Here is a 20,767-nt window from a genome sequence, read left to right on the forward strand (position 1 = left end):
AAAGGAAAACCCGATGCATAATGCACCGGGTTTTCCTTTTGACAAACTTTCCTAAAACCAGTCGAATCCCAATGGGAGCTTTAGACCTAAATAAAGGACTAGCAGTAAGGCTAGGCTAAATTGTACCCACAGTATTGAAGTTCTTTGCCTTCTTGATACTCTAGACAAAATCATTTCCATCATCGCTATCACCCATACACCAAGTGCGGCCTTTAAGATGTAAAGCAGGGTGATTTTCGCTAGACCCATGATTAAAATCAAACCTGTAACCAAAATGAATACATAAAATAACCTTAAGACCATTTTTACGATCTTTACACTTTTCGCGTTATCGCCATTATAGAGTTTGAGGGCGACCAAAAAAAGGATGATGGCTACGAACCATGAAAAAATATGTGCGTGTGTCATGAACATATCCCCTTTTCAGATTCATTTGAATAAGTTCCCTTATTACTACCATATTTCCCGAAAAAATCTATTTCAATCAATTGCTATTCTTCAATTTTGTTTTTTAATGTTCCAATACCAGAGATTGAAATTTCAATCTCATCACCAGCACGTAAGAAACGCGGTGGCTTAAATCCTTTTCCGACGCCGGCTGGTGTACCAGTAGCAATGATATCTCCAGACTCAAGCGTCATTCCTTTTGACAATTCGCTGATAATTTTATCGATCGGAAAAATAAAATGTTTTGTATTTGAATCCTGTCTTAATTCTCCATTTACATATGTTTGGATGTTCAAACTAGAAGGGTTTTGGACTAGAGAATGATGGACAATCCAAGGACCCATTGGACAAGTTGTATCCAAGCTTTTACCAATAAAAAATTGCTTATGTTTAGCTTGTAAATCACGTGCTGTAATATCATTTATGATTGTGTATCCGAATACGTACTCTAATGCCTTTTCCGTTGGTATCGCACGGCCCGTTCTACCAATAATCACGGCTAGTTCACCCTCATAATCGAGTTCGCTCGTGATTTCATTATGATTCAACACCGTTTCTTTATCTCCTATTACCGTTGTAGGTGCTTTCGTAAAGACCATTATTTCTTCAGGAATATCATCTGCACTTCCCATTTCAATCGCATGATCCGCATAATTTTTCCCTACACAGAAGATATTCTTTTGTGGTTTTGGAATAGGAGCTAATAACTTCACTTGATCAATAGATAAATAGAAATCTCTTTTTCCCTCTTGCGGCAAGTCACGCAAAATTTTTACCTTATCTAGAAAAGAGTCTCCTTCTGCAATACATTCTGCAAGTGTTGCTGGTAGTGGAAATTGATTGGCATTACTAGCTTTTGATAAATTTAATATCTCTTTTCCATCCTCACTTACAAGACCTACAAATTCTTCATTGTCATAGATTGCCGTTGCAAACCTCATTTTTTTCATTCCCCCAAGATACTATTTACAGAAAATTTTAACAGAACTCTATTATTAATGGAAAGGCTATGTTAAATTAGACTGTTGATTTCCGCTCAAGGTACTCCCTTTCCAGTACGAATTATGAAAAAGCTCAAATGCCGGCTTTTTCATGAACAAATTCGTCTTGGGGGCGTTCGGTAAGCCTCCTCGTCGCTTTGCTGCGGGTTCTCACCTGAGCCGCTAATCCCGTAGGAATCGAGTCCCCTCCGTCCCAATCAATAGGTGCTAAAATTCAATATTGACCCCTAACAAAGCCAATGGAAAAAAAAGCTGGTCCTTTTCGCATAAAGCGATTCAGGATCCAGCCTTCTTTATTTTTGAAATGTTTGTACGAACTGAATGATTGCCGGTCCTAGCAAAACAATAAATAGACTAGGGAAAATGAAAAGGACGAGAGGAAATAACATTTTGATTGGTGCTTTCATGGCTTCTTCCTCTGCACGCTGCTTTCTTCTGTCTCTAACTTCATTAGACTGGACTCGCAATACTTGTACCATTCCAATGCCAAGCTTTTCTGCTTGCAGGATAGAGCTAATGAACGCTTTGACTTCATCAACATCCACCCTTTCACGAATGCCTGCCAATGCTTCACGTCTAGTTTTCCCAAGCCGAATTTCTTCTAGACAACGATGAAACTCATTGGAAATTACACCTTCCTTTTTCGAGACCACCCTACTTACCGCGGAGTCAAATCCAAGCCCCGCTTCAAGGCTAACGGTTAATAAATCAAGGACATCCGGTAGTTCCCTTAATGCTTTATGATTTCTCGCTTTTGTTTTTTGACGTAAATACAGGTGCGGAATGGTTAATCCCATCAGAATTCCGATCATAATAAAGATGATGATTCCACCGGTACCCGCTCTCAAAAGACTGGCATAACCACCAAATAAAAATGGAAATGTGAAAAAAAGTGCAGCTTGCAATAATCGAAAATCTACCGGATTCATTCCAAATGGATTGCCAGCCAGTTGGAGCTTCTTTTCGATTCTCGCTTCCTTTTCTCCCGGCATTCTCTTCTTAAAACTTCTTTTAAAATCTTCGAAAAGAGGTTTTATAAAACGTTCAAAAATTGTCGTTGTTTGATTCTTTGCTATTAATTCCGTAACACTATCCTTTTCAGCTGTCACAAAAGCCGCAAGCCGCTTTTGTACTCTCTCTTTTTTCTCAGAACGAATGACAAACAGTTCATAGATTAATAAAGTGATGGTTATGAAAAATGAAAGGAAAATCATCAGTTACACCTCTATGGAAGTAATTTTTCTTATGAGCATGAACCCGATTAATCCCGAGATCGCACCGGCAATTAGCAGTCCAATACCGATGGGATTTTGAAACAGCGTTCCAATGTAATCCGGCTCAATCAAGAACAAAACGAAAGCCAGTATAATAGGAAGCAGTCCGATCACTATTCCCGATAAGCGGCCTTGCGCAGTTAAAGTTGAAATTTGTCTATGAATTTTCGTTCGATCCCGAATCGTTTCGACGATTTTATCCAGAACCGTTGCCAAATTCCCGCCTACTTGTCTTTGAATCAAGATTGCCTGAATCATCAAGTCTAAGTCCTCACTGGGCATGCGTTCTTTTAGATCGTTGAGTGAATCTTCAATGCTGCTCCCATATTGCATTTCCTTTAAGACTGCTTCCATTTCATCCTTAATTGGCGAACTCGCTTCTTCTGTCACCGCTTTTAGCGCTTGCGGGAAACTGAATCCAGCGCGTAAAGAACCAACGATGGTTGTAATCATGTCCGGAAGATCGTCATTAAATTTTGTTATTCTCTGCTTTTGTTTCTTTCTTAAATACCATTTAGGGAATAGGAATCCGAGATAAGAACCAATTAAGAGAAAAATTACTTCCCCACTGATAAGCCATAGCAAGCATCCAATAAAACCAGTGGAAATCCATTGAAACAGGATATATTCTTCAGGTTTAAGTGGCAATCCTGCTCTTGCTAATAATGTCTCTAGCTTATTGTTCTTCTCTTTTGTTAATACATTCTTGCGGATTTTTTGCTTTGTCAGCTGAAATTGAAGAAGAAGATTAAATTGATTTTTATTTAAGTTCTTCTCAGATACCGCCAAATATTTTTTCATTCTTTTTTCAAGCCTTTGCTCTGAAAAAAACATTCTTCTTAAGAGAAATACGAAAAACAAGAATGAGGAGAAGAGGAAGAATATGAGAATTACGTATTTCATGACCCCCACCCCTCATTTTCAATAAATACTGAAGGAGGAATATGCACGCCGGAGGTTTCTAGGCGATCATAGAATTTAGGACGTACACCTGTTGGCACTAACCTACCAATAAACTTGCCATCTGGACCGAGCCCTTCCTGCTTGAAAGTAAAGACATCCTGGAGAACAATGACATCCCCTTCCATCCCTTGTACCTCTGTGATACTCGTAATCTTTCTGGTCCCATCCTTCAAGCGAGACTGTTGAATAATCAAGTCAATGGCTCCTGCTATTTGTTCACGAATTGCTTTTACGGGAAGCTCTACACCCGCTAGAAGCACCATGGTTTCTAATCTTGAAATCATATCACGTGGACTATTGGAATGCCCTGTAGCAAGTGATCCATCGTGACCAGTATTCATGGCTTGAAGCATATCCAAAGCCTCTGCTCCACGAACCTCACCAATAATGACTCTGTCTGGTCGCATCCTTAATGAGTTTCTGACTAAATCACGGATGCTAATGGCTCCTTTTCCTTCAATATTAGGTGGCCTTGATTCAAGAGATACAACATGTTCCTGTCCTAATTGAAGTTCTGCTGCATCTTCAATGGTGACAATTCTCTCATCTGTTGGAATGAAGTTAGAAAGGACATTCAGCGTTGTCGTTTTCCCAGAACCTGTTCCACCACTTACAAATACGTTTAACCTTGCCTTTACACAAGCTTCTAGAAAGATGGACATCTCTTCCGTAACCGTTCCAAAATTTATCAGGTCTTCAATTTGAAACGGATCCTTAGCAAATTTACGGATGGTTATTGTTGGTCCATTTAAGGCAAGCGGTGGAATAATGGCATTAACTCGAGAACCATCTGGCAATCGCGCATCAACCATGGGAGAACTTTCATCGATTCGCCTGCCAATTGGTGCAACAATTTTATCGATTACACTCATGACATGTTCATCATCTCGAAAACGGATAGCCGTTAATTCTAATTTACCTTTTCGCTCACAATAAACCTGATTGGGACCGTTTACCATTACTTCAGAGACGTCCTCGTCTAATAACAAAGGGTTGATAGGACCAAAACCAGTCAAGTCATTGATTAATTCGTCAACGACTTTTTTTCTGTCAATGCTTCCTCGGAAAGTTTCATCTTCCTTTATAATTTCAATAGCCATCGCATCAAGTTTAGGAATAATCTGTTCTACTTCTTCATCCTTTAATTCTTGCAGAATTTTTTTATGAAGAATACTTTTTAATTCATGATGCTTGTCTACCTTTTTAGTTCTTACTTTGTCTTTATCTGTGTCTTTATTACGTTGGTCCCTAAACACATTGCGAATATCGACTTTTGGCATACTTGAGGAGTTATCATGAGTTTCTGCTTCTACAATGGAATCTGCTGCATGCTGTTGCGTTTTTTCCTGGATGCGATTAAGTAGGCTCATTCATTGCCTCCTCCCTTCGTGCGTTTGCGTGGTAACCATTTTGAAAGAAGAGATTGTGATTTGCTTGTCTTGAACGTGATAATTTCTCGTCGGGATGTAATCATCTCGGCCATTTTGTATACACCTTTTGCCACATCTGTTTTGGTTTGGTTAATGACAAAAGGAATGCCAATATTAAGTGACTGAGAACAAATGTGAAAATCGTTCGGAATATAGATAGGATCTTTTTCATCAAGGATGTTTGCGGCATCCGTTGCTTGGATGACACTTTCCATATTTGCCCGGTTGATGACTACTCTTGCTTTCTCCCTTAACCCAAGAATTTCTAATGTTTCTAGCATCAATTTAGTATTTTTCAAGGCTGCCATTTCAAGATTTGTAACGATCAGGATTTGATCTGCACGTTCAACAAAGTTGATCGTATGGTCATTTAACCCCACTCCCGTATCCACCACTACATAATCATGGTGCAAAAGCATTAAATCAGAAATCTTATTAACGGCTTCCTTTGACACTAAATCTGCATACTCAGGTCGGTCGGTTGCGGGCAGAACCTTTACCCCACTATCATGATGGCATAAGTAGCCTGCTAGACTATGTTCGTCGAGCGTTGCGATTCCTTCTATCACTTCTTTTATGGTAAAAGTTGATTGTAAATCCATAGCTAGACCGACATCGCCAAATTGGAAATCACCGTCTAAGATTGCAACAGAAATATTTTTTTTAAAAAGGGCTACTGCTAAATTGACTGTTAAAATGGTGCGACCAATCCCGCCCTTTGCACTGCAAACGGCAATCATTTCTCCGCGTTTCCGTTGTCTTTCTACACCTACAGTTTGCATTTCATCCGGGCTAGTCATGAATCGTCACCTTCCGTATTAACCTATTTTTGTTTATTTCTTTGTTGTATCAACGTTCTCTTCTCTGACCGGACGCTTATGAAGGATAAAATGAAGATTTCCTTGTTCTGATGCATTTACTAGTTTAAATGCGTCCTCAGGTTTCAACTCCAATGTTACATTGCTGTATTCTACATAAGGTTCTTTTGAATCTTCAGGGGTCTTAAGCTTTCTTCCTACAGCAAGTACTCGGGCTTTCTTAAGGAGTACAACTGTCTCTACTTCTTTTTCATAGTTTTGTGCTTTCTTAGCTCTTGAGTAAATAACATCGACATCGTCTTCCGGTTCTATTAAATTCAAAGCTGTCTGATTGATGTTGACGCCCACAGAAACCGCTCGATAGCCTTCCTTCACTTTCCTTGAAACATACAAATCTTCTTCTAACTCTGAAACAAGTCGATGCGACATAATTGGCTCGCCTTTTTCAATCATAGAAGTTGCTATTTTTCCTACGACCAAACTATCTGATTTCATCATTTTAGGATGGATGCTTTTTTCAGGAAGACTGACTCTCTCTATCATATTTGCGGAAATACGCGCATTCTTCTCGATTCTTTCTTTTGCTACAATGACCTCAACAGTATTGGAGGTAGCAGCTTTTTCGGCATCAAATTGTTTCATATATTGAAAGAATAATACGGTGGTAATCATACCCATTACAAGTGCTAAAACCAAAACGAACTTTGAACGCAATTTCCTCACCTACTCTGTTAGTCTGATGCTGTAAGCCCCTTTATCCTTGCTTCCTGGCTCTTCAAATCCTGTACCGGCCCTTCTGATAAACATTCCCTTAATGGAAGTATCCTTGCTATCCATCGGATCCGTAATGTAGAAATAAGCAAATCCTGTAACTTTAATTTGCTTCATTTGTCCATCTGAATAATCGTACGGCTTATAAACTGGGACAAGGATTATCCTTGAACAATCACGGTCTGTGAAGTCAGGAGGATTTGCCGTACATCCGTTCACTCGTTCCTGAACAACCGACCTTGTCTTTCCTGCAATATTACCTGTCTGAGTATCGATAATATCTCCAATTTTCAATTCTGACTTATATCCATTCCGGAAATTATCTTCGTATGTGGCCGCTCCTGGACCTCCAAGGGCAAGAATTCCGAAATTACCGTACTCTACTCCGCTTGAATCCACCTTCAATTCGTAAGTCTTATAGAAATCAAGTTGAATACTCTCATCAATTCCCAAAGGAACCGCTCCCACAGCCCTGCCCATATTGCGTAGTCCTGCACTGGCATGAACTTTAACATCCAAATTTTCAAAACCTAGTAGGGTTGAAAAAGCGAGATTTACTTTTTTAGATAAATCAACCGATACTTCGTCATTCATTTTTATTTGGATACTCTCAAGGGAAGCTGGTTCTTTATGGGCTATTAACACTTCGTCCACAACCTTTGCCACAGCGGCTTCTTGATTGGTCAACTCCTGAGCGCCAGAAAGTACGGCGGCATTGGCTGTTTTTTGCAGATGGCTTTTGGTCATATATACGAGTCCACCATCGATCGCCAATCCGGCAATCGCTAATAAAGCCATTAAAGATATGGCAGCCAGGATAATGGCATTCCCATTTTCATCTCGTCTCATTCTTGTTAATAAATCGATCATTAGCCGCCTCCTCACTCGACACGTATGGTCGATTCGGTTTCAATCATAAATGGTGACGGAAAAAATTTTGAGATAATAGGTGTAACAAATGTAAATGGATAGCGTAACTGGACTGTCATGTAAGTACCATGATTTCTTGCGCTTTCTGTAGGAGAAATACTGATTTGCAATTTTTCTGAGTTTGGTAGATGGATGTAATCATGAGCAAACGCACTAATGGCACTATCTCCTTCTCCCAACCCTCCTCTCCTTACCGTTTCCTGGGCCGCCATATGAAGATGGGAGTATGTGTAAAATACTCTTCCAAAATCTATTATTCCAGCTATTATGAGGAGCAGGATTGGAAGGATTAATGCTGTTTCAACAAGAGACTGTCCCGATTCATCCTTTTTCATAACGGAAGCCCTCCGTACTGATTGATAATTTGGTAAAGTGCACCCGCGGCTATTGCCACGCCGTACGGATAAGTCGTTTTCATAGAATCTGAATTTGTCATGATTGGCATCCTGATGCCGTTGCGCAAACCATTTAGGAAGTAAACGATACCCAATAGTCTCTTTTTAAGTCCCTTGTGAAAAACTAATATTAAAAAAGCCATTAAACCACCTGCTAAAGCCATATAAACAGCGGCCATCAAAACAAACATCATTCCTTTAATGGCTCCGATCACTGCCAGCAATTTCACGTCACCAGCACCCATGCCACCAAGTAAATAAGGAATCAACAATAATGAAAATCCCACCAATGTACCCAGCAAAGTTAGGTATAGTCCGTCGCTCCCTCCCGTGATAACGTGTAGAATCCACGCGGTGCATAACGCTGGAAAAAGGACTGCATTATAGATTTTCCGTTCTTTTATATCAGTAATGACACATACCAACAAAGTAGCGACTAACAGATAGTCACTCCACATTTTAAGACACCTCTTTTCATGCCATTAGCACAAGCGCATTGAGTGCACTTAGACTAACCAATAAAAAAGCTATTCTATTAACATACAAAAGGCCTCACGTTACAGATGAACGCAAGGCCTTTTGCCAAAGATTTATTAGCTGCAAGCAACCATTTATAAGGGGCACATATAAGGATATTTATATTGTAATAATATAAGAATAATAACCATGGGGGGGTCCCTTATATGCTTGTCCTAACAAAAAGCTGCATTCACATGTGTATACGGTGAACAGATTAATTAACGACCTGTTACAGCCGTTTTAACGCTTTCAAACATTTCAAGAACCTCAGTACGAAGGACAGCAAGAGCTCCTACAACCGCAACTGCAATAATACCCAATACTAAACCGTACTCCGTCATACCTTGACCTTGCTCTTCAGTGAATAATGACTGCATTTTTTTCATCATTTAAAACCACTCCTTTTATTCGTAAATTAGTTTAAGAGAATTATTTATTCTTAAAATACTTTCCTTTTGCGATCTTATCGATTCGTTACTGCCGTTTTAACACTTTCGAACATTTCAAGGATTTCAGTACGTAATACTGCTAGTGCGCCTACTACTGCAACTGCGATAATTCCTAATACTAGACCATATTCCGTCATACCTTGGCCTTTTTCATCTGCCATCAATTCGTTAAGCTTCTTCATCATTTTCAACAACCCCTCACATCATAGATAAATAGTGTCCTACTTTCGTTTCCGTTTTCTGTATGGTTCCCGCAGGAAGTTCAAGTACAGAAACAGCTCTTCTATGAAACTTTCCAACCATCGCAGGCTTCATCGTTTCGTCCATACCTACAATTTCGAAATCTTCGCTTACGTAAAGAACATCAATGGAATAGTTCATGAAGAACGTGTGAATGGATTGGCAGGGTTGAATTAACAGGCCGTGTCCTTCATGAAAATTTTGGGTAAACATCAGTCCCTTCAGCCTCCTAAAAAAAGTGTCGGCTTTTGTCACTATGCTTGCCATTTCCTTACCGTTCGACAGGTTCACGACTTTCAATTTTTCCACCTCCATGCATACAAAATAACCCCGCCTTTGCCGAAAGGGGGGTCATTAGTCATACTGCACCTATGAAACACCCTGATCTTTCGGTAACTGGCTGACATAGTGCATTTGCACCGTAGTCCCTATAGTTTTGCGTCGCTGGTTTTCACCAGGTTTGCCTTTATCGAGACTCAGTGTTGTGTTTGTCGACTGATCTCTTAAATTCATATTATTCGCTTTTAAACCTTTCGAATATCCTTCTAAACTCTCATTTTATCTATTATTTTTTTAGGTATTAGGAACCAACACCCTTGGTAAATCTATAGGTTTAATGTTCCGATGTCGGAATTTACTGAAATTTATTCCTTGCCATTTTTGGTCGATGCAAATATGTCACGCTTCGCCATAACCATTCGACAGGTCCGTAATAAAAATACTTGACCCAAAAATGGCTTAAAATTACTTGTAGAATAAAAAATGATATCGCAAGAATTGTTCCTTCTGCTAAGGAAAACTTTCCGTACATTCCTAAACCATAACTATAAAAAACAAATGTTGTAAAAATTGATTGTAGTAGATAGTTGCTCATCGATAATTTTCCTACTGGCGCCAAGTAAAGCAAAAATTTCTTCATCTTTTCTTTTTCCATAACTAAGGCGATGGCACAAGCATATGATATGGCGAGCATGACTCCCCCAAAGGCGTCTTGCATATAGTCTGTAGCATAATTGTGTACCATTATGTAAGGAAGACATTTTAATAACAGTCCAAACGGAAACAAGAATATGAATGTCATGAGGAGCTTTCGCTTATATTTTGGGACATCAGCCAGAACTCCAACCTTCCCAACCCCTGCACCGAATAATAAGTATGGAAGAAATGTAAACAACATAATAGGCAACGAGTACAAATTATACACCTCGTACCATTCGCTAATCCGCTGGTCTGTTATCTCAGAGAACGTTCCATTTTGATACACCTCGATAGCAGCATCAGCTTTTGACAAATCAGCTATATTGAATGGTTCTTCTGGATTCATCATGACGATGATGAAAGTCAGCAGACTTAATAGCAAGTTTGAAATCGTGTACAGCAGTATGCCTGTTAGCATAAGTTTTTTCCCTGACATTCTCAGAAAGATTAGTGATAAAAGTCCAATTACCGCATAAAGGATTAATATGTCTCCATCCCATATCAAAAAGGCATGAACAATACCAAGGACCAACAATGTAACAAGCCTTCTAGCGGCAATGATAGGAAAAGACAATCCTTTCTTCACCGTACGTTCTCTTAGAATAATTAGCCCATATCCGAACAACATGGAAAACAAGGGATAAAAACTAGCTTGAGCAAAGATATCAATGAACTTATAAATAACTTGATCTACTTGGGAGTCCCACCATGTAATTGGATCGATATGTAAAAATGGTGAATGAAAAGAAAGCATATTGATTAAATAAATTCCTAATATTGCGAAGCCCCTTATAACGTCAATGGAAACAATTCTTTCTGCCTCAGTGATAGGCGTTACATTTTTCAGCATATTTTCCCCCTCTTATAACAAATTCCTAATACGATTATACTCTAAAAATTTTCCCAACAAATGGTTTTCTTATTTCGGTTAGTAGGCAATTTAATCACACAATTCCTTCTATAACATACGATAATAAAGAAATACTGCGCAAAGGATGGGGATTATGCCAGCAATCGTAGGAGTCGTCCAAGTGATCTCAATCGGAAGCAGTGCCGTTTTTCACATAGGCGACGTTTATAAAATCATGCCGATATCAAATGCCAAAACTTTCTCAGGAGCTGGTTCATTCAATACAGGTGACGCCTTACATGTCCGGAATGATTACAGTCAGACCAACACATATGACCAGGATCAAATAGATCAAGGAATTATTCTTAATGCGTAAGCACCTATCAATAGCATTCTTCAATAAATCCGATAACGGGTGATGACATGAATTTCTACATTCAACAGTCCATTCAAATCAATTTCATTAAAATTGGGAGCATTACAAACTCCAGCGTACTTCAAATTGGAAGTGCTGGAGTGATAAGACCTGCATCGTACCTTTATAATACAGGAGGGTTTAAAGAACCCGCTCCTCAAGCGAAAAGTGGTACGCCAAGCTCTGGATCAACCGAAGGGACATTTGTTCCTCTTCAAACACCTTAGGTGATTTTTAAATCGAATGATAATTGAGGTGAACGCAAATGAGTGCGGACTTTTATTCTTATATAAGCAGACTCCATGCTTTTATTGAGGCCCAAGATCGCAGATTGAAAGCTCTTGAAGAACAACTGCAAACTTGCATGGCAGAAATAAAGGAATTAAAAGAAAAACCTGCAATTAGAGTCGATAAAATCGAATATAAATTTGATCAATTAAAGGTAGAAACTCTAGAGGGTACACTTAACATTGGACTGAATCCATCAGATTTGCAAGGAATTGAAGACTTTACCGTCGATAACCAGACCATCCAGACAGGTCTTTCCCCAGAAGAAAAAATGCGATGTACAATCGAAATTGAAGACGCAATCATGTCTTATCTTGAGAAAGACACTGAACAGACTTTTGTTGCTTGTGAACACGCTCTACAAAGACAATTTGATCGTTCATACGTTTCTTTTGTGCAAACTGACGTAAAGAAGCAACTGGCAAACCGAATTGAATATTATATGAATCAGACTCCATTCACTGATCGCAGTGAAAATGGATTAAAGAAGCAACAAGAACAAATCATTCATAAAATAAAAGTCGAAATCGAAAAAGGTATTCATACTTTCTTGAGCAACTTGCCAGAAAATAACGAAAGGGTTTGATCGTTATGAATTTTCAAGTATATAACCGTGAATTGTGTGTTGGTACGATTCGTGTCTCAGCCGTAGCCAGTTCTTCCTTGATATTAGTAGGCGATACGGAAACCATTCAGCTTGCATCAACTTTTGACACTCCTGCCGAATCATTGATTATCGGTGCTCTCGTCCCATTAACTCCGAAAGGATAATGAACTTGCTCTCAAGAACTTCGATAGTAGATTATCTTCATATCAAAACCGTTTCTTTTTCTTCAACCATTCAACTTGGAGATTCATCGATCATCAATGGATTTTCAAGGGTATTGGCCGTTCAACGAGAGTCAGATACCTTCTTAGGAACAGAAGGGGTTTTTGAAGAATATGCCATTTTCAAAGAACCTATCCCACTTCAACCAATCAATGAAAATATGATTTCCTTCAAAAATAATCTCACCCCCTGCATTAAGGTGGGGAAAATAGATGTCATCGCAGTTTCTACTACAGGTTTAATTCATGTAGGAAGTAGTTGCAATGTGTACATGGAAACAAGGGTAAAACATATTCGGCAACTTAAAAGGCCGATAGAAGATTCTGAGGAATAAAAAATCTGTTTAATTTAAACTAAAGGGTGATGTTCATGCCAGCCATTGTAGGTCCTGTTCAAATCGTGAATGTAGGTGGAGGGACAGTTCAGTTTGGTGATACTGTCATCATTTCTCCCAAAAGCGCTTCAAAAGCCAATAGTGGTTCGGGCTCAGGAAATACAGGCGGATTTATCATCACGAATAACGGTATAAGTGCAAGCAACGTCCTTGATACAAACCTGGTCGACCAGCCCATCACTGGAAATAATTAAAAAACAGGCGCGAATCAAGTGGATTCACGCCTGTTTGGATTTAAAAGTTTACTCTATCTTCAAAATGTTAGCACCATCGAAGAAGAACAAGTAACGATGTTGAATCGGCTTTTTCCAGATTTGTTCAACAGCTTTCGCATATAATTCGATTTGCATGCGATAGCGATCTTCCATAATCCGTTTCGCTTGTTCAAATCCACCTTTATATCTTTCAGTTATCGCATCTGTTTTGTAGTCTAGAAGTACGAGCCCTTCTTCATCTTCAAACAAACAATCGACAACCCCTTGAATGAAAATGGACTCTTCTGCCCCTCGCCAATCAGGATATATGGATCTTGCTGGCAATGCCAAGCTAAAAGGAATTTCCCTTTTGACACTTTTGGCAGCTAGCATTCTTTTGCCAATTTCAGTTTCAAAGAATTGTTCTATTAAAGCAACATCTATGACTTCTGCCTGTTCTTCGGTTAACAGTTCCCTTGCCACCATATCAGTGACCTGCTGTTGGAATGAACCTGCATCAATAGGCTTTGCAAGATCAATATGCTGCATCACCATATGAAGGGCTGTTCCGCGTTCTGCAGGGGTAAGTGCTTTTTCCTGTATGAATCTAGGACGATTCAACAAGGGCTTCCTGAATTTCCTTAGCAAATCAGTCCCACTCTGTTCATCAGAAATTTCCCGATGACGTTTCATTTCGGACACAGATTGTTTAGAGCGATGCGTGGCTGCATCTTTGTTTTCATAAGTCCAAGTAAGACGATCAGAAATTTCCTCCTTTAAACTTGAATGAATTGGGACAAATTGTCCCTCCTTCACAAAATCAAGCAAGTTCTCCATTTCTTGTTCGGCTAATTCTTCCTCAACTCGGAGATCAGCTGCAGATAAGACCTTAATATCCCAAGCAGAGCGATGGTTGTAAATCTCTTTGTATCCATGGGAATGATCTCCAGAATCCACGAGCAGTTCACCTGCATCCCGATGTCTCATAAGCGCAGGACCAACCCAATCAAAATAGCTATTTGCCGCTGCTCGTTCATAGTCTTTTAGTAGCCAATCCATGTTTTGGGAAGTGTCTGCCCACTGCTCAAGCTTCTTTCTGAGATCCTTTACTGAAGCCAGCAAGTATAATTTTTCTTTTGCTCTCGTTAGCGCGACATAAAGCACGCGCATTTCTTCTGCAAGCATTTCCATCTTCTTTTTACGCTTGAAAGCAAGTTGTGGCAGTGATGGATAGGCTATTCTTTTCTCTGGATTTACATATTTGGCTGCAAAGCCATATTCCTTATCCAGTAGATATGGTTTTTTGATATCTATTGTATTGAACTGTCTCGAGAGACCTGCTATGAAGACAACTGGAAATTCAAGTCCTTTGGAACTATGAATGGTCATCATCCTGACCACGTCTTCTTGTTCGCCAAGTGCCCTTGCCGCGCCTAAATCATCCCCACGATCCATTATCCGCTCTATAAAGCGCAAAAAGCGGAATAACCCCCGGAACGATGTTTCTTCATATTGCCTTGCCCGATCATACAGTGCTCTTAAGTTCGCTTGTCGCTGTTTTCCACCAGGAAGACCTCCGGCAAAATCGTAAAATCTTGTATCTCTATACAACTGCCAAATCAACTCAGATAAGGCGCCTTGTCTTGCCTGTGAACGCCAATCCTTTAACTTTTCGTAAAAATAACGAACCTTTTCATAGGCTCCTTCTGTTTCTTCCTTTGGCACTCTTGAACAAAAATCAGAGAGAGCTTCAAAGAAAGTATTCTTCTTATGATGAATGCGTATCTTGGCCAACTCTTCTTCGTCCAAGCCGACAATCGGCGACCTTAGCACAGAAACAAGTGGGATGTCTTGATATGGATTGTCAATGACACGAAGAAGGCTCATCATAATGGCCACTTCTGTGGCTTCAAAATACCCGGTTGATAAATTTGCATAAATCGGGATGCCTTGTTGTTTGAATTCCTCCATGATTTGAGGAGCCCAAGTCATAGAACGTAGCAAAATGACGATATCCCGATACATGACTGGTCGACCTGTATTGGTCTTTGCATTATAGACTTCTTTTTGTTCAGCAATCATACGTTTAATTTTCAATGCCATTGCTCTTGCTTCAAGCTGTGATTGCTTTAAGTCATCTTTATCAAACTCGGTAGCGTCACTGCTTGCTTCCTCAGCATCATCTTCTGATTCTGAAGAAGAACCTTGTGCTTGATCGATGAGCATTAACTCAATTGGATATGATTTGTCCTCTGGATAAGGTGCACCCTTCTTTAGTTCGGCAGGTTCATCATATTCTATTTCCCCAACTTTTACGCCCATCAGCTGTTTAAACAAGAAGTTAGTACCTTCAAGTACTTCAAAGCGGCTGCGGAAATTTTTCGCAAGGTCAATCTTTAGTCCGGGACCTGATTCACCATTCCCAAAAAGATTGTATTTTCCTAAGAATAAATTTGGTTCTGCAAGACGGAAACGATAGATTGATTGCTTTACGTCGCCAACCATAAATAAATTCCCGTTCTCCCCTTGTTTACTAACAAGTTTCAAGATCGTCTCTTGAACCATATTCGTATCCTGATATTCATCCACCAAAACTTCTTTAAAGTGATCTCTGTACGCTATTGCTGCTTCGGACGGTAGAAGTTGGCCATCTTCTGATGGTCTATTAGCCAGAATCGCAAGTGAACTATGTTCCAAATCGGAGAAATCAACTAATCCCTTTTCCCTTTTAAGCTGATCAAAGCGGTCTGCAAAGGATTGAACTAATCCTACCAACGTTTGTATCAATGGTTTCATTTCATTCATATCACACAAAAAGCTCTCTGGTTTTCTTGTAAAAAGCTCTGTTTTCATCGTTTCTAAAAGCTTTTTCGCTTTATCACGCAATTCTTTAGCCTTTTCAGTTAACCCCTCATCAAACATTCCCTTTTTGCAAGGCTTAGCTCTTGAGAAACTCCAAGTTTGCATGGCATGATACAGCGTCATCCATGAATCGTTCTTAGCCATAAATAGCGTATCAACAATCTTTAAATCATCTTCAAAATTCTCAGCTCTTGGAGCCGGTCCACCTGGAAGACGTGTCAATTCAAGGCCTCGTTCTAACAATTGTTTTGCACCTTGTAACTGCAACTCTATATCGTATAAAAGCGTTTGGATGAACGGCAAATCCTCCAGACTTTGATTAGGATCAACTTTATACATATTTACAATTGAATCCAAGTATTTAGCTGGCATCGGATTAGACATGGCAAACTCATATATCTTTGCGACAATATCCTGTAAACCTGTATCGCTGCGGTCATTACTGAATGTATCCACGAGTTTGAAGAAGTCCTCATTTCCTTGCTTTCCGTATTCATCTTCAAATAACTCGTCCATTACTTCATCTCTGAGAAGCTGCCCTTCGATTTGATCAGCAATTCGAAAGCCAGGATCAATATCAATTAAATAATAATATTTCCGAATAACTTCCAAACAGAATGAATGCAAGGTGGAAATGGACGCCCTGTTTAGAAGACTCAACTGGGTCCGTAGATGCTGTGAGCCTGGATCTTTGTCAATCGCCTTTTCCAATGCTTCTCCAATACGATGACGCATTTCAGCTGCTGATGCATTTGTAAAGGTAACAACTAGCAACTCATCCACATTGATAGGGTCTTCCTCGGCGATAATTTTTTGGATCATTCTTTCAACAAGCACAGCGGTCTTTCCTGAACCAGCTGCCGCGGCCACGAGAATGTCCTGATCCTTAGCCATTATGGCTTTCCATTGATCGTCTGTCCATGTGACATTCTCAGGTTTAGGAGGTATATTCAGCTTACTCATCTTGACTCGCCTCCTTCTTGATGGACTCAAATACTTCTTCATTTGATTTTGGTGTTAGCGATCTAAATTCATTTGAAGCTACGGATTGATCAAACTGACAAACCGATTTGAACGAACAGAACGTACAAGGAGTCTTTTCCTTCAGTTTGTATGGCGAAATCTCCACTTTGCCATCAAGTATTTCATTTCCTGTTTTCACGTATAGATTACGCACATATCGATTCAATTCATCAAACTGATCTTTGCTAGCAATCTTTGATCTTTTAGAAAGGCCACCATCTTTCTTATTGATACCAGCAGAAATAATTTGTGATTCTCCTGTTTCCAGACCTTGGTCCATTAAGCGGATGACATTGTGTTCTCCTAGCACTAAGCCCTTCATCTTAAATTTCTTTAAGATTTTTTCCTCGATTTCGTCTGAGCCAAGCATTTCAGTCGAGTCAATCATCGGATTATGAACATGGAAATACAATACACCTGCAGGGTCTGCCTTCTTCCCAACTAGCTGGTCCGAGTTGGCGATAATGATATCTAAATAAGTCAGCATTTGCAGGGCAAGCCCGTAATAAACTTCACCCAAGTTCAAATCCTTTTCACTCGATTTATAATCGATTACGCGCAAGTAAACACCTTGGTCGTCCTCGGCTTTGTCAACCCTGTCAATCCGTCCGACAAGTTCCATTTTATGTCCATTTTTCAAATTAAATTGAAGGGGATTCAGCTTTTCATTTGCACCGAAACCAACCTCTAATCCAACTGGAGAAAACCCGCTTACTTTGGCATGTTCACTTAGAATGAAGGAAGCACGGGTGATAATTTGTTCGAGTTTATACTTGATATAATGATGGCGTTCAGAACTCAGCAGGATTTGATTCTGTAGCTTTGGAGCAAGATTGTCGACTGCCTGCTTTGCCAATTTCTCGCATTCTGATCGCGTCAGTTTCGCCCATGAAATATTTTGATCGTTGACCATTTCCGAAATTTGCTTTAATGCCGCGTGGAACAAGTCGCCGATATCTGGTGCTTCAAGACGGTAAATCTGACGATCCCTTAACTTTAAGCCATGTTGGACATAGTGTGAGAAGGGGCAACTATGAAACATTTCCATTCTGGAAACACTGGCTTGAATCGTTTCTCCATATAAATCATCCGCGACTTCAGGAGAAAGTTGAACCGTTTTATTTTCATAAAATAAGCTAGAAAGAACTCGGCTGGCGGTATTTTTCCACTTCTCATCTTCCATATAAAAATTGTAAACATCCCACCATAAATGGTTGACAGGATAATTGCGTTTGTTCAATTCAAGAATGGCGGTCAAGTAAGATAACGAGGTGTGGCCGTTTGAGACAAAATTCAGTTGATCCTGCTCTGTCAATTCGGAAGGGTCAGTTACAAATGCATGTTCATGGAAAGCAGGAAACATGTCTGTCATTCTCTTAATATAAGAAGAAGGCATCAGCCCTTTTCCTTCTTCATTGGCAAACGGATAACTCAAATAAAGGATTTCAGACGGCGTCGTAAAAGCTTTGTAGGCGAGGAAATTCTCATCTAGAAGCCTCGTTCTGCTACCAGGAGCTACTTTTAGTCCTGTAACCTGCAGCATTTCTCGATCATCCTCTGCGAGGATGCCGTCATTTGCTATTTTGGCCGGTAAAACTCCCTCATTGAGTCCGATGATAAAGGCAACCTTTATATCCGAAAGTCTCGATTTCTCTAAATCTGCGACTAGTACTTGATCTATGGCAGGTGGAACAAGTGAAAATTCGAGTGATTCCAAACCTGCATCCATGATTGATGCGAATTGCTTTAAGTTCACCTTTTCTTCGCCAAGCATTTCCACATATTGATCGAGAAGTTCAACAATGGCATTCCAGGCTTGGTCGTGTTCACGCGCTTTAACGAGATCGCCTTTCTCTTCAGCTGTGAATTTCCATTGCTCCAGTTTCGCAGGAATTTCCAACTCTTCTAGATAAAGATATATAGCTTCGCAAAGCTTTCTGCCACTATCCGCTTTTTTGAAACGCTTGGACAAGCGAATAATCGGAGCAGTGATCATGAGTCTTAACTCATTGAGCATTTGCTCTGTCTTTTTTTCCGCATCAGTTTGGGTGGCAGAGCTAAACTCAAGTCCCTTGATACGGCGATAATGCCAACGATCCTTCTTTGTCCATTTGTCTCCTTGAATCCCGTATGCGAGAACAAAATTTTCCAGTTGATCCATCTGTTCCCTCATCTTATTTAGATTTCGCTGGAGAGGGAAAAGCAGGTCTGATTTAATCGCTCTGAAAACAGGTTCATAACGCCATTTTCCGTTAATGACTTCCAAAGTGGAACGAATTAATTCTACTAGCGGATGGTGTAACATTGTCCGTTTTACACTGATGAAAGCAGGTAATTCGTAATCGTAAAAGACCGTTTCAATGATATCCTGGTAGGAATGACCATTTCTCATCAAGATGGCAATATCCCTATACCTGTAGCCCTTGGCCCTGACAAGTTCACGTATTTCCCTCGCAATCCCCTCGATTTCTGCGCGTCGATTGACGGCGCGGCAAATATGGAGTGCCGGTGTACTCTCGAAAGGAACTGCTGGGCGTGCATCAAATGCAGCTTCTAAATATTTGAGGGATGGGTCTTCCCATCTCTTTTGTTCGTTCATTTGTATATACGGTTCAATCGTGATATTCCCTGTCTTTGCAATTTCATGGATGGTTTGACACGTTTCTGCAGACATACGGAATAAGTGAAGTTCATCCGGAGCCACTCCGATATATGGTTCATCTAAAGTCATGGCAATCGTGACTCTTCGGCAATGCTTCATCAATTCGGAGATGATCTGGAACTCCTGAGGTGTAAAACTGTAAAAACCGTCAATGTATACTTCAGCATCTTGAAGATAACGAGAAGATGCTGCTTTCTCCGTCAGTAATCGAAAGTAGTCTTCAGAATCTGTATACTTTCCTTCGAGAGCGGCTTCAAAATTACGATAAATCAATTCAAGATCATGTAATTTGTCTTGTAATGCCTGTTTCGGGCGTTCATCATTCACCTGATTTAAATGCTGTTGCTTTTCAACCAATTCCTCGGGGCGAATACAATAACGCTTGAACTCCGTCATCATTTGCTCCATTTGCTGAATGAAGCCATTTTTATCAGCAGCTTTTTGGAAAAGCTTCAAATCGTCTTTACGTTCGTCAATAATTTTTCGAATCAGCATGCTCATACCAACGCTATTCAAGTGATACCTGCTTATTCCCCCAGTCTCCTGAAGGATTCTTAAGGCAAGTCGGGAAAAACTGTACACTTGTGTCCTGATCATCCCTCCAATTTCGGGATCAGTGACTAAACGGTATTCAGATAAGAAAGTCATTTGATCTGGAACTAGATATATAATCGGATCTCCAGAGGGATCTTTTTTAAGCGAACTTTTTATTTCATCCAAGCAGAGGGTTGTTTTCCCGCTCCCCGCTCGGCCAATAATGGTTCTTAATGACATAATGAAACCTCCGTCTCGAATGCGTCCTTTGATACTATTTTACCACAAAAGGGGTACAAACGTTTGTATAATACCTTCGTTATCCACAAGTACATGATTCAGTTAGGTTAAACAATAAATGATTGATGATCATTTGTGCTGACATTGCAGACATGAGGGTATCTTGGGTGATTTTCTTAATTTAACGGCGGTTGATTGGGTTCTATCGGCGGTTACAAAAATTTAACGGCGCTTATACGAAATTAACGACGGTTACGAAGC

Annotated in this window: 22 protein-coding genes and 1 riboswitch; of the genes, 6 read left to right on the forward strand and 16 right to left on the reverse strand. The window is 39.9% G+C overall.

Annotated elements, in window-relative coordinates; all coding sequences use genetic code 11:
* Positions 1 to 51 precede the first annotated feature (51 nt).
* The 14 genes from BMZ31_RS03985 to BMZ31_RS04050 form a co-directional block, all read right to left on the reverse strand.
* Positions 52 to 408 carry a YisL family protein gene (locus BMZ31_RS03985; protein ID WP_090830414.1) on the reverse strand — a complete coding sequence of 119 codons (357 nt, stop codon included), beginning with the start codon at positions 406 to 408 and terminating at the stop codon, positions 52 to 54.
* A gap of 83 nt (positions 409 to 491) precedes the next feature.
* On the reverse strand, positions 492 to 1,388 hold the full coding sequence (locus BMZ31_RS03990; RefSeq protein WP_090830415.1) for a fumarylacetoacetate hydrolase family protein: 897 nt from the start codon (positions 1,386 to 1,388) through the stop codon (positions 492 to 494).
* Between the two features lie 353 nt (positions 1,389 to 1,741).
* Complete coding sequence (locus tag BMZ31_RS03995) at positions 1,742 to 2,662, reverse strand: type II secretion system F family protein (protein ID WP_090830416.1); 921 nt, start codon at positions 2,660 to 2,662, stop codon at positions 1,742 to 1,744.
* A gap of 3 nt (positions 2,663 to 2,665) precedes the next feature.
* On the reverse strand, positions 2,666 to 3,625 hold the full coding sequence (locus tag BMZ31_RS04000) for a type II secretion system F family protein (protein WP_090830417.1): 960 nt from the start codon (positions 3,623 to 3,625) through the stop codon (positions 2,666 to 2,668).
* Positions 3,622 to 5,055, reverse strand: coding sequence for a TadA family conjugal transfer-associated ATPase (locus BMZ31_RS04005; RefSeq protein WP_090830418.1), 1,434 nt, complete (start codon positions 5,053 to 5,055; stop codon positions 3,622 to 3,624). The genes BMZ31_RS04000 and BMZ31_RS04005 overlap by 4 nt, the downstream gene beginning before the upstream one ends.
* The gene (locus tag BMZ31_RS04010) at positions 5,052 to 5,915 is read right to left on the reverse strand and encodes a CpaE/TadZ family protein (RefSeq protein ID WP_090830419.1); all 864 of its coding nucleotides are present in this window, start codon (positions 5,913 to 5,915) and stop codon (positions 5,052 to 5,054) included. Before BMZ31_RS04010 ends, BMZ31_RS04005 begins: the two co-directional genes overlap by 4 nt.
* A 33-nt stretch (positions 5,916 to 5,948) precedes the next feature.
* Positions 5,949 to 6,656, reverse strand: coding sequence for a Flp pilus assembly protein CpaB (gene cpaB / locus BMZ31_RS04015; protein ID WP_139206602.1), 708 nt, complete (start codon positions 6,654 to 6,656; stop codon positions 5,949 to 5,951).
* Positions 6,657 to 7,574, reverse strand: coding sequence for a Tad domain-containing protein (locus BMZ31_RS04020; protein ID WP_254778571.1), 918 nt, complete (start codon positions 7,572 to 7,574; stop codon positions 6,657 to 6,659).
* 11 nt (positions 7,575 to 7,585) lie between these two features.
* On the reverse strand, positions 7,586 to 7,969 hold the full coding sequence (locus tag BMZ31_RS04025) for a TadE/TadG family type IV pilus assembly protein (protein ID WP_090830421.1): 384 nt from the start codon (positions 7,967 to 7,969) through the stop codon (positions 7,586 to 7,588).
* A complete protein-coding gene (locus tag BMZ31_RS04030; RefSeq protein WP_090830422.1) occupies positions 7,966 to 8,487 on the reverse strand; it encodes an A24 family peptidase in 522 nt (173 codons plus the stop codon). Before BMZ31_RS04030 ends, BMZ31_RS04025 begins: the two co-directional genes overlap by 4 nt.
* Before the next feature lie 279 nt (positions 8,488 to 8,766).
* On the reverse strand, positions 8,767 to 8,937 hold the full coding sequence (locus BMZ31_RS04035) for a Flp family type IVb pilin (RefSeq protein WP_090830423.1): 171 nt from the start codon (positions 8,935 to 8,937) through the stop codon (positions 8,767 to 8,769).
* 74 nt (positions 8,938 to 9,011) lie between these two features.
* Positions 9,012 to 9,182, reverse strand: a complete 171-nt coding sequence (locus BMZ31_RS04040) for a Flp family type IVb pilin (protein ID WP_090830424.1) — start codon at positions 9,180 to 9,182, stop codon at positions 9,012 to 9,014.
* Positions 9,183 to 9,195: 13 nt separating this feature from the next.
* The gene (locus BMZ31_RS04045) at positions 9,196 to 9,528 is read right to left on the reverse strand and encodes a DUF192 domain-containing protein (protein ID WP_254778616.1); all 333 of its coding nucleotides are present in this window, start codon (positions 9,526 to 9,528) and stop codon (positions 9,196 to 9,198) included.
* A gap of 97 nt (positions 9,529 to 9,625) precedes the next feature.
* Positions 9,626 to 9,712, reverse strand: a riboswitch (cyclic di-GMP riboswitch).
* A gap of 159 nt (positions 9,713 to 9,871) precedes the next feature.
* Positions 9,872 to 11,065 carry a DUF418 domain-containing protein gene (locus BMZ31_RS04050; protein WP_090830426.1) on the reverse strand — a complete coding sequence of 398 codons (1,194 nt, stop codon included), beginning with the start codon at positions 11,063 to 11,065 and terminating at the stop codon, positions 9,872 to 9,874.
* A 154-nt stretch (positions 11,066 to 11,219) separates the two neighbouring features.
* Between BMZ31_RS04050 and BMZ31_RS04055 the strand changes: the two genes are divergently transcribed.
* From BMZ31_RS04055 to BMZ31_RS04080, 6 genes are read left to right on the forward strand one after another with little or no spacing between them, the layout of a single operon-like run.
* Positions 11,220 to 11,441, forward strand: a complete 222-nt coding sequence (locus BMZ31_RS04055) for a spore germination protein (protein WP_090830427.1) — start codon at positions 11,220 to 11,222, stop codon at positions 11,439 to 11,441.
* A 47-nt stretch (positions 11,442 to 11,488) separates the two neighbouring features.
* Positions 11,489 to 11,707 (forward strand): spore germination protein GerPB, encoded by a 219-nt coding sequence (locus BMZ31_RS04060; protein WP_090830428.1) that lies wholly within the window; start codon positions 11,489 to 11,491, stop codon positions 11,705 to 11,707.
* 38 nt (positions 11,708 to 11,745) lie between these two features.
* A complete protein-coding gene (gene gerPC, locus BMZ31_RS04065; protein ID WP_090830429.1) occupies positions 11,746 to 12,354 on the forward strand; it encodes a spore germination protein GerPC in 609 nt (202 codons plus the stop codon).
* 5 nt (positions 12,355 to 12,359) lie between these two features.
* The gene (locus BMZ31_RS04070) at positions 12,360 to 12,539 is read left to right on the forward strand and encodes a lipocalin/fatty acid-binding family protein (protein ID WP_090830430.1); all 180 of its coding nucleotides are present in this window, start codon (positions 12,360 to 12,362) and stop codon (positions 12,537 to 12,539) included.
* The gene (locus tag BMZ31_RS04075; protein ID WP_254778573.1) at positions 12,539 to 12,931 is read left to right on the forward strand and encodes a spore germination protein GerPE; all 393 of its coding nucleotides are present in this window, start codon (positions 12,539 to 12,541) and stop codon (positions 12,929 to 12,931) included. The genes BMZ31_RS04070 and BMZ31_RS04075 overlap by 1 nt, the downstream gene beginning before the upstream one ends.
* Before the next feature lie 35 nt (positions 12,932 to 12,966).
* Positions 12,967 to 13,185: a spore germination protein gene (locus tag BMZ31_RS04080; RefSeq protein ID WP_090830431.1), complete on the forward strand. Its 219-nt coding sequence runs from the start codon at positions 12,967 to 12,969 to the stop codon at positions 13,183 to 13,185.
* A 48-nt stretch (positions 13,186 to 13,233) separates the two neighbouring features.
* Here BMZ31_RS04080 and addA read toward each other — a convergent pair whose 3' ends face one another.
* Entirely contained in the window at positions 13,234 to 17,010 is a 3,777-nt protein-coding gene (addA, locus tag BMZ31_RS04085; RefSeq protein ID WP_090830432.1) for a helicase-exonuclease AddAB subunit AddA, read from the reverse strand.
* The gene (gene addB / locus BMZ31_RS04090; RefSeq protein ID WP_090830433.1) at positions 17,003 to 20,506 is read right to left on the reverse strand and encodes a helicase-exonuclease AddAB subunit AddB; all 3,504 of its coding nucleotides are present in this window, start codon (positions 20,504 to 20,506) and stop codon (positions 17,003 to 17,005) included. The genes addA and addB overlap by 8 nt, the downstream gene beginning before the upstream one ends.
* Positions 20,507 to 20,767 lie beyond the last annotated feature (261 nt).

The organism is Bacillus sp. cl95, assembly GCF_900115925.1.
Taxonomy (GTDB): Bacteria; Bacillota; Bacilli; order Bacillales; family Cytobacillaceae; genus Neobacillus_A.

Bases quoted from the DNA above. Each gene is read 5' to 3' on its own strand.
- BMZ31_RS04055 (WP_090830427.1), top strand. From the start codon at position 11,220: ATGCCAGCAATCGTAGGAGTCGTCCAAGTGATCTCAATCGGAAGCAGT.
- BMZ31_RS04080 (WP_090830431.1), top strand. From the start codon at position 12,967: ATGCCAGCCATTGTAGGTCCTGTTCAAATCGTGAATGTAGGTGGAGGG.
- BMZ31_RS03990 (WP_090830415.1), bottom strand. From the start codon at position 1,388: ATGAGGTTTGCAACGGCAATCTATGACAATGAAGAATTTGTAGGTCTT.
- addA (WP_090830432.1), bottom strand. From the start codon at position 17,010: ATGAGTAAGCTGAATATACCTCCTAAACCTGAGAATGTCACATGGACA.
- BMZ31_RS03985 (WP_090830414.1), bottom strand. From the start codon at position 408: ATGACACACGCACATATTTTTTCATGGTTCGTAGCCATCATCCTTTTT.
- BMZ31_RS04070 (WP_090830430.1), top strand. From the start codon at position 12,360: ATGAATTTTCAAGTATATAACCGTGAATTGTGTGTTGGTACGATTCGT.
- BMZ31_RS04060 (WP_090830428.1), top strand. From the start codon at position 11,489: ATGAATTTCTACATTCAACAGTCCATTCAAATCAATTTCATTAAAATT.
- BMZ31_RS04005 (WP_090830418.1), bottom strand. From the start codon at position 5,055: ATGAGCCTACTTAATCGCATCCAGGAAAAAACGCAACAGCATGCAGCA.
- BMZ31_RS04035 (WP_090830423.1), bottom strand. From the start codon at position 8,937: ATGATGAAAAAAATGCAGTCATTATTCACTGAAGAGCAAGGTCAAGGT.
- gerPC (WP_090830429.1), top strand. From the start codon at position 11,746: ATGAGTGCGGACTTTTATTCTTATATAAGCAGACTCCATGCTTTTATT.
- BMZ31_RS04010 (WP_090830419.1), bottom strand. From the start codon at position 5,915: ATGACTAGCCCGGATGAAATGCAAACTGTAGGTGTAGAAAGACAACGG.
- BMZ31_RS04000 (WP_090830417.1), bottom strand. From the start codon at position 3,625: ATGAAATACGTAATTCTCATATTCTTCCTCTTCTCCTCATTCTTGTTT.
- BMZ31_RS04025 (WP_090830421.1), bottom strand. From the start codon at position 7,969: ATGAAAAAGGATGAATCGGGACAGTCTCTTGTTGAAACAGCATTAATC.
- BMZ31_RS04050 (WP_090830426.1), bottom strand. From the start codon at position 11,065: ATGCTGAAAAATGTAACGCCTATCACTGAGGCAGAAAGAATTGTTTCC.
- addB (WP_090830433.1), bottom strand. From the start codon at position 20,506: ATGTCATTAAGAACCATTATTGGCCGAGCGGGGAGCGGGAAAACAACC.
- BMZ31_RS04040 (WP_090830424.1), bottom strand. From the start codon at position 9,182: ATGATGAAGAAGCTTAACGAATTGATGGCAGATGAAAAAGGCCAAGGT.
- BMZ31_RS04020 (WP_254778571.1), bottom strand. From the start codon at position 7,574: ATGATCGATTTATTAACAAGAATGAGACGAGATGAAAATGGGAATGCC.
- BMZ31_RS03995 (WP_090830416.1), bottom strand. From the start codon at position 2,662: ATGATTTTCCTTTCATTTTTCATAACCATCACTTTATTAATCTATGAA.
- BMZ31_RS04030 (WP_090830422.1), bottom strand. From the start codon at position 8,487: ATGTGGAGTGACTATCTGTTAGTCGCTACTTTGTTGGTATGTGTCATT.
- BMZ31_RS04075 (WP_254778573.1), top strand. From the start codon at position 12,539: ATGAACTTGCTCTCAAGAACTTCGATAGTAGATTATCTTCATATCAAA.